Raw genomic sequence first — 1,090 nt, forward strand, 5'->3', positions numbered from 1 at the left:
GACTCTTTCTCACGCTGCCGTCCCTCCCATAACAATATTGCATATTGTGTATGCAACTGGACGGTTAACGTCGATTTCAGCGCCCCGGCTCGCGTCTGTGCAGGCTTGTGCTGGGTATTCTCTGTTGAATCTGCCATTTTGATCATCCTTCTAACTACTGGGAGTATGTTTGGCTTGAAATAGTCTCGACTTGGGCATAACGCAGCAATTCAAAACTCTTTTTCTGTACGAAATGAAAAAGAGTGCCTTGGTTAGTACCTCATTCGATTCTCCCCACAAAGCCGCAGCCTAAGTAGTGCGTTTTTTATCCACTACTGATGCTGCAAGAACGGACTTTATATTAACCACCGCAGACACTGCTAACGGCGGTTACTTTTTAATCACTGTTGGCACTGTCAACAGTGGCTACTTTTTAATCACCGTTGACACTGTCAACAGTGGCTACTTTTTAATCACCGTTGACACTGCCAACAGTGGCTACTTTTTAATCACCGTTGACACTGCCAACAGTGGCTACTTTTCAATCACCGTTGACACTGTCAACAGTGGCTACTTTTCAATCACCGTTGACACTGTCAACAGTGATGACTTTTCAACCAATGCTAGTAGTGGTCTATTTTCGAACAACTTGATTATCTGCACTCACGACTCATTTTTTTGCCCGCATCATTTGCTGGCGTAATTTGTCCACAACACCGCTTACATGGTCCCGCGACGCCAGGTGTTGACGGACCGGACCTATTGGTTTAGCTGGCGCCGCAGAGCAAGGTATTTGGCGTCGCGGTACAGGCCTGGCAGGTTCTGGGGATTTGGCACTTGCATACAGCTCACCATTTCTGGCCCGTTTGATCACCGCCAGCAGCCAACCAGTGGGATTATTCAGGTAGCCTTTGGCCATTGCCTGCTCAAGACTCTCCAGCACCTGACGGGCAACCTCTGCAGGCAATGCCTTAAGCTGGACGCCAATCTGCCGCTGATCATCCGTCGCGATGATGTTTTGCAGTTCGGCCGGTAACTCAGGTACGTACGTTGTTTTATTCACACTCTGTGTGAAAGAACGTACGTTACAGTTCGGTTTCGTTGATGCACC

General features: G+C 48.3%; 1 protein-coding gene and 1 pseudogene. Both read right to left on the minus strand.

Annotation, left to right across the window (positions count from 1 at the left end):
- A partial coding sequence (locus tag AC4PR2_RS29035) for an AcaB family transcriptional regulator (protein WP_490846208.1) occupies window positions 1-137 on the minus strand: 137 nt, incomplete at its 3' end.
- A gap of 512 nt (window positions 138-649) precedes the next feature.
- Window positions 650-1,090: pseudogene (locus tag AC4PR2_RS29040) on the minus strand (STY4528 family pathogenicity island replication protein); the annotation flags it as partial.

The organism is Serratia sp. A07 (genome assembly GCF_058725505.1).